Source organism: Kocuria sp. ZOR0020, assembly GCF_000800955.1.
Classification (GTDB): Bacteria; Actinomycetota; Actinomycetes; order Actinomycetales; family Micrococcaceae; genus Kocuria; species Kocuria subflava.
Window position 1 is genome coordinate 1 of record NZ_JROX01000318.1, and the last position, 781, is coordinate 781.

Below are 781 nucleotides of genomic sequence, written 5' to 3' on the forward strand. Positions count from 1 at the left end.
TCCACCGGTACGCCCTGCTGCCGGAGACAGAACGGACACCCCTGTGAGTACTACCGCCAGCCCGCCCACCCCAAAGCAGAAGCCCTCCAAGGCCAAGATCATCGTGTGGGTCCTCCTGGTCGCCGTCGTGGCCGCCGTGGCCATCCCGATCCTCATCGCCCGTGCCAACTCCACCCCCGAAACGGTGCCCCAGGGCCAGGGGCAGGTCGTGCGGGAGAACAGCCGGGTGCTCTCCCAGGCACCGGACGAACAGGCCGTGCTGGTGGAGTTCCTGGACTATGAGTGCGAAGGGTGCCGGGCCGCCTACCCCGTCATCGAGGAGCTGCGGGCCGAGTACGCCGACACCGTCACCTTCGTCCACCGCTACTTCCCGCTGCCGGGTCACCGCAACTCCATGAACGCCGCCCTCGCGGTCGAAGCCGCCGCCCAGCAGGGACAGTACGAGGCGATGTACCAGCGTATGTTCGAGACCCAGGAACAGTGGGGGGAGTCGGCCGAGGACCAGAGCGCGGTCTTCCGCGGCTTTGCCGAAGACCTCGGCCTGGACATGGCCGCCTTCGACGCCGCGGTGGCTGATCCGGCCACCCAGGAGCGCATCGAGCTCGATGTCGCTGACGGTGAGGCTCTGGGGGTGGGTGGGACTCCCACGTTCTTCCTCGATGGGGAAGTGCTCAACCCCGAGTCCCTGGAAGGCTTCCGGGACGCCGTCGAAACCGCAGCCACCGACTGACCCAATGGTCACCCCACCCCACACGCCCACCCCGCCGGTGGTCCTCCCCCC

1 protein-coding gene is annotated in these 781 nt (G+C 68.4%); it reads left to right on the forward strand.

The window, feature by feature from the left end; all coding sequences use genetic code 11:
* The first annotated feature begins 43 nt into the window (after window positions 1-43).
* Complete coding sequence (locus L979_RS13460) at window positions 44-730, forward strand: thioredoxin domain-containing protein (protein ID WP_019311267.1); 687 nt, start codon at window positions 44-46, stop codon at window positions 728-730.
* Window positions 731-781: the final 51 nt, after the last annotated feature.